Raw genomic sequence first — 6,167 nt, forward strand, 5'->3', positions numbered from 1 at the left:
CCGGCCCCCTCACGACCATGGACGGCCCAGCGGGTCGTCGCGCGTTGCGCGCAGCGCGCCGGCCAGAACCGCCGATAGCCCCCTCGCCTTCCACCCCGAGGGGTCGTCCAGCTCCATCCGTTCCAGCGCCGCCTCCTCCCGCGGATCGGGCGTCATGCGCCAGCCGACGAGTGCCAGACGCGCCAGGGCGAGGCGATCGGCTTTCACCGACTTCAACAGCTTCAGCGCCGGCACGAGCCGCCGCTCTTCGGCGGTGAGGGCCGTGCCGAACGGATAGGCCGGCAGCCTGTCGGCATAGGGCCGCAGGGCCTCCACCACGGCTGCACGCGCATTGCGCCGCGGCGGCGCGAAGCCGGCCTCCAGCTTCGTCGCGGCGATCGCCGCCTTGGCCAGCCCCGCCTGGAACCGCCCGTCGGCCAGCCCGATCGTCGCCGCCACCGTGTCGCGGTCGGTGCGGCCGCGCAGGTCGGCAACGCCATATTCGGTGACGACGATGTCCTTCAGGTGCCGGGGGATGGTGGTGTGGCCATAGGCCCAGAGGATATTCGAGGGCCCGTTCGCGCCGCGGGTGGACGGCAGGCCGATGACCGAGCGGGCGTCGGGCAGCTCGAAGGCCTGGGCGACGAAATTGTACTGGCCGCCGACGCCGGAGACGACCCGGCCGTCGTCGAGCTGGTCGGAGCAGATGTCGCCCAGCGGCGTCGCCAGCATCGCGGCGTTGAAGAAGCGTGCGTTGCGGCGATCGGCGGCATGGGTCGCGCGGTCCTCGGCCGGCACCGCGTTGACGAAGGAGATCTCGCGCATCGACAGGAGCGCGCGGCGCTCCGGCGCCATCTCCCGCAGCCGCGCATAGAAACTCTGTGGGCCGACGAAGAAGCCACCATGCAGGACCTTGCCGTCGCTGGCCGGGCGCCGGAGGATGCCGGCCTCGAACAGCTCCAGCAGCCCGTCGACGAACATCTCCGACAGGCCGTAGAGCCCTTCGCGGAACGGCTCGGTCTCAGGCTCGAGGCTCTCCGGCCAGTTGTCGAGGGCCGCCAGCATCGCCTTGAACGTCGCCGGATCGCGATGGCGCAGGATGAGCGCATGGGTGAGCGCGTCGCCGATCCCGCCAATGCCGATCTGGATCGTGCCGCCGTCCTTCACCAGCGCCGCGCTGTAGAGGCCGATGGCGTATTCGACCGGGCCGATCGGCTGCTTGGGCACGGAGAACAGGCGCGCCGCTTCGACGTCCTCGCCCTCGAGCAGACAGTCGAACCGCCCGGTCGGCAGGGCCGCCGGACCGCCCATAAAGGGCAGGTTGGCATTGGCCTCGCCGACGAAGAGGATCGGCTGGCCCCGCTCGCGCGCGGCGTCGAGCGCCGGCAGGAGATCGAGCGTCATGTCGGTGTTGGAGGACAGCGACCATTGGCTGCGGTCGGCCGACGGCGCGACCATCTGGCCGATGACATTGACGCCGCTCGCCAGGATGTAGCCGGCGGCATGGGTGTAGTTCGCCGTGACGTAGTTCTCCTGGGCGTGGCGATTGCCCAGAAGCGCGCCGGCCTGGAGAAAGAACTCCACCACCCGGACATTGGGCGGCAGCGCATCGTTCCGGCGGTCCGCAACATAGTCGAGCCGGGTCACGCCGTCGTAGAGGCGTTTCGCCAGCGGCCCGGCAAAGCGGCCCTCCAGCCCCTCGCCGCCCGAGGGCGGGTCGAGGGAGAGGGCCGTCTGGATGGTCAGGTCGACCTGCGGGTCGCGCAGCGCCCGGCGGTAGAGCGCGTTGGCGACATGGTTCGCCTTGCCGAGGCCGAGCGGCAGCGCCAGCACGATCGTCTTGCCGACCGCCGCGATCACCGCGTCGGCCAGCGCATCGGCCTCGGTGAAGCGTTGCGTCATCAGCTCTTCAGGCGCTGCCAGCCCTCGTCCGGCGCAAAGCGCGGCCCATGCTTGTCGGCCAGTTCGTTCATCCGGGCGACGATCTCGTCGACGCCACGCTGCTTCGCGTAATGGATCGGGCCGCCGCGGAACGGCGCAAACCCGGTGCCGAAGATCATCGCGCCGTCGGCGACGTCCTCGCTCTCCACCACGCCCTCGCGCAGGCACGCCACGACCGCATTCAGCATCGGCAGGATCAGCCGGTCGAGCATGTCCGGATCGTCCTTCGAGCCGTCCGGCAGCGCGTCGAGGCGCTGCTTCTGCGGCTTGCCGTCCTCGTCATAGGCATAGAGCCCCGCGCCGGTCTTGCGGCCGAGCTTGCCTTCGTCGACCATGGTCTGCAGCCAGTCGGGCGAATCCGGAAAGGCGGTGTCGAGGCGTTCGCGCAATGAGGCCGAGACGTCGAGGGCGATGTCGAGGCCGACCTGGTCGGTCAGCTCGACCGGCCCCATGGGCATGCCGAATCCTTCGGCGCAGGCGTCGATGCGCTCCTTCGGGATGCCCTCGTCGACCATGATCAGCGCCTCGGCCATGTACGGCGTCAGCGAGCGGTTGACGAGGAAGCCCGGGGCCGAGGTGACCGGAGCCGGCAGGCGCGACAGCTCCACCGCGAAGGCGGTCGCCCGGCGCGCCGTCTCGGAGCTGATCGCATCGTGGCTGACGATCTCGATCAGCTGCATGCGCGACACCGGGTTGAAGAAATGCAGTCCGACGAGGCGCGAGGGATCGGCGAGACCGGCGGCGAGGTCGGCCAGCGGCAGCGCCGAGGTGTTGGTCGCCAGCAGCGCCCCCTCCTTCAGCTGCGGCTCGATCTCCGCATAGATCTTGCGCTTCAGCTCGATCTTCTCGGGCGCCGCCTCGATGACGATGTCGGCGCGGCCGATGCCGTAGCCCATCGGGTCCGGCACCAACCTGTCCAGCGCGTCGCGCACCTTCAGCGGGTCCTTCAAGGTCGCCTTCAGCATCTTCTGGGCCGCCTTGATCGCCTTGCCGATCGGCGCCGTGGCCACGTCGCCCAGCGTCACGGAAAAGCCCTCGCGCGCCGCCCAGGCGGCAATGTCGCCGCCCATGGCGCCGGCGCCCACCACATGGACGTGCCGGATCCCGGACGTGCCGTCCTTCAGGCCGCGCATGGTCTCGCGCAGGAAGAACACCCGCACGAGGTTCTGGGCGGTGTCGGTCTCGATCAGCTCGGCGAAGCTGTCGATCTCGCCCTCCTGCATGGCCTTTGCGTCGCCGCCATGGGCCTCCCACAGATCGATCAGCCTGTAGGGCGCCGGGTAGTGTTCCTGCGGCGCCCTGGCGGCGGCGCTCTTGCGCATCTGCTTGGCGGCCAGCGAGCGCGCCGGCTTCACCGAGAAGGCGTGCCCCTTGAGGCTGCGGCTCGCGGTCGGCAGGTCGTTGTAGAGCGCGGCCTGCACGGCCGAGGCGACGTGCCGTTCCCCGACCACGGCGTCGACGAGGCCGATCGACTTCGCCTTCTTCGCCGGCATCGACTTGCCGGTCAGCATCATGGTCATCGCCTCCACCGGATCGGCGATGGCGGTCGAGCGGTAGGTCCCGCCGAGCCCCGGATGCAGGCCGAGCATCACTTCGGGAAAGCCGAGGCTGGCGTCGGCGACGGCGATCCGCCGGTCGCAGGCCAGCGCCAGTTCCAGACCGGCGCCGAGGCAGTGGCCATGAATGACCGCGATGGTCTTGGCCTTCACCTTCGACAGCCGGTCGAGGACGAGATGGGCTTCCTTGAGCATGCCGCGGATCTCGCCGGTCGAGGCGCCGGCGAATTGCTGGATGTCGGCGCCCGCGGCAAAGCCCGACGGTTTGGCCGAGCGGATGACGACGGCCGAGGGGCGTTGGTCGATGATCTGGTCGACGTGGTGCGACAGCTCCTCGATCACGCTGCGGTCGATGGTGTTGACCGACTTGCCGGGGCGATCGAGCACCAGCCAGTAGACGTAGTCGTCGTCCGTGGCGGCGCGCCAGTTGCCGGTCTGCTCCGCGTCACGCACCGGCCCGAGTTCGAGGGCGCGTTCGGATAGTGCCTTCAGCATTCTGCCCATGGGTGTGCTCTCGTCTTTCGTCGAATGTCAGGCGCCCGGACCGGTTCGCGGTCCGGCGGCGGGGCGGATCAGGCCGCTTCCAGAAGCATGGCGCCGCCGAGGCCACCGCCGATGCACTCGGTGGCGATCCCGCGCCTGCGGCCAAGCCGGCGCATGGCATTGGCCAGATGCAGGGTGATGCGGTTGCCGCTGGTGCCCACCGGATGGCCGAGCGAGATGGCGCCGCCATCGACATTGATGTTGGCGTGGTCGATGCGGCCGCCGCGCCCGTCGAGGCCGAGAACGCCGTCGGCGACCTTCGGATCGTCGAAGGCGGCGATGCAGGCCAGCACCTGCGCGGCGAAGGCCTCGTTCAGCTCCCACAGATCGACGTCGGCCACGCCCATTCCCTGCCGCTTGAGGATCGGCGCGGTCGAGACCACCGGGCCGAGCCCCATGATCGACGGGTCCAGCGCGCCCCATTCGGAATCGACGATCCGCGCCAGCGGCGTCAGGCCATGGCGCTCGACGGCTTCTTCGGAGGCGAGGATCGTCCAGGACGCGCCATCGGTGATCTGCGAGGCGTTGCCGGCCGTCACCTTGCCATAGGGGCGCTCGAAGACCGGCTTCAGCTTCGCAAGGCTCTTGGCGGCGGAGCCCGGCCGCACGCCGTCGTCATGGTCGAAGACCTCGCCGTCGCGCGAGAAGGCCGGCAGCATCTCGTCCTTCAGCCAGCCTTCCCTGGTGGCGTGAGCGAGCCGGTTGTGGCTCTCGGCGGCGTAGCTGTCGGCGTCGCGCCGCGAGATATCGAAGAGATGCGCCAGGATCTCGGCGGTCTGGCCCATGTTGAGATCGGAGATCGGATCGGTCAGTCCCCGCTCCAGCCCGATCACCGGCTTCAGGAATTCGGGCTTCAGGCCGGTGAAGGCCTTCAGCCGGTCGGTGGTCGTGCGGGCGCCGTTCAGCCTGGCGAACCAGTCGACCGCGCCGCGGCGCAGCACCAGCGGCGAATGGCTCAGCGCCTCGGCGCCGCCGGCCAGCACCATGTCGGCCTTGCCGAGCTCGATGGTCCGGAACGCCGTGTCGATCGACTGCATGCCCGAGCCGCAATTGATCTGCACGGTGAAGGCCGGGATCTCCTCCGACAGGCCGAGCCGCAGGGCGGCCACCCGCGCCGGGTTCATTTCGTCGGCCACGACATTGACGCAGCCGAGGATGACGAGGTCGATGGCGTCCGGCCCGAAGGGCTGGCGCAGCATCAGGGGCCGCCCGCACTGGACGGCGAGATCGACGGGCGAGAACGGTCCCGGCTTGCCGCGTGCCTTGATGAAGGGCGTGCGCGCGCCGTCGACGAGATAGACGGGTCTGGTCATTATTCGGCTGCCTCGCGGTGGGTTTCGTCGCCTCCGGTGCGATTGCGGTCATGCTGGGACGCGATCGGGGACACGTCGGCCATCGGGAAGGCGTCGACGGCCACGACCTTGTCGACCGCCGCCTTGGCCTCGGCCAGACGGTCGAACTCGGCGGTGGTGATCACGCCGGCATCCCGCGCCTCGGCCGGATCGCGCATCTTCGCCTCGCGCATCTTCTTCTCGATGGGCGCCGCCTCGGTGACAAGCTCGAAGGCGAGTTCCAGGTCCTTGACCGGATGCTCGGCATGGCCCTCGCCGAGATAGATGTCCGGCGTCAGGCGATCGCGCTGCGAGGACGGCCGCATCAGGATCGCTGCGACCTCGCCGGTCAGCTCGTCCGAGGGCTCCTGAAAGGGCACGCCCAGCGGGAAGGCCAGAACGCGGGTCACCGCCGCGGCCCAGCGGGCCGGCAGATTGTCGAGCACGCCCTCGAAGGCGAGCGACATGCGGTTGTAGCCCTTCTGCATGATGAACTCGACGATCGGACGGTCCACCTCCGGGCGGCCCTCGACCTCGAAGCGCTTCAGGACGGCGCCGAGGAGATACAGCTCGGAGAGAATGTCGCCGAGCCGGGCCGACAGCATCTCCTTGCGCTTCAATGCGCCGCCCAGCGTCAGCAGCGACAAATCGGCGACCAGCGCGAAGGCCGAGGCGAAGCGCGAGAGCTGGCGCCAATGGCCGATGAAGGCGGCGTTCTTGGGCGCCGGTGCGGCCATGCCGCCGGTCCAGCCGCGCACGAAGCAGCGGAACGCATTGGTCAGCGAATGGCCGACATGCTTCCAGAAATGCGTGTCGA

4 protein-coding genes are annotated in these 6,167 nt (G+C 69.6%); all 4 read right to left on the bottom strand.

The window, feature by feature from the left end; all coding sequences use genetic code 11:
• Positions 1-9: 9 nt before the first annotated feature.
• Complete coding sequence (locus tag ACEQX1_RS20855; protein WP_370195568.1) at positions 10-1,881, bottom strand: acetyl-CoA hydrolase/transferase C-terminal domain-containing protein; 1,872 nt, start codon at positions 1,879-1,881, stop codon at positions 10-12.
• Complete coding sequence (locus ACEQX1_RS20860) at positions 1,881-3,980, bottom strand: 3-hydroxyacyl-CoA dehydrogenase NAD-binding domain-containing protein (RefSeq protein WP_370195569.1); 2,100 nt, start codon at positions 3,978-3,980, stop codon at positions 1,881-1,883. Before ACEQX1_RS20860 ends, ACEQX1_RS20855 begins: the two co-directional genes overlap by 1 nt.
• A gap of 68 nt (positions 3,981-4,048) precedes the next feature.
• A complete protein-coding gene (locus tag ACEQX1_RS20865) occupies positions 4,049-5,332 on the bottom strand; it encodes an acetyl-CoA C-acetyltransferase (RefSeq protein WP_370195570.1) in 1,284 nt (427 codons plus the stop codon).
• The coding region (locus ACEQX1_RS20870) for a DUF1974 domain-containing protein (RefSeq protein ID WP_370197606.1) at positions 5,332-6,167 on the bottom strand (836 nt) is incomplete at its 5' end. The genes ACEQX1_RS20870 and ACEQX1_RS20865, both read right to left, overlap by 1 nt.

Origin of the sequence: Aurantimonas sp., assembly GCF_964217435.1 — a bacterium.
Classification (GTDB): domain Bacteria; phylum Pseudomonadota; class Alphaproteobacteria; order Rhizobiales; family Rhizobiaceae; genus Aurantimonas; species Aurantimonas coralicida.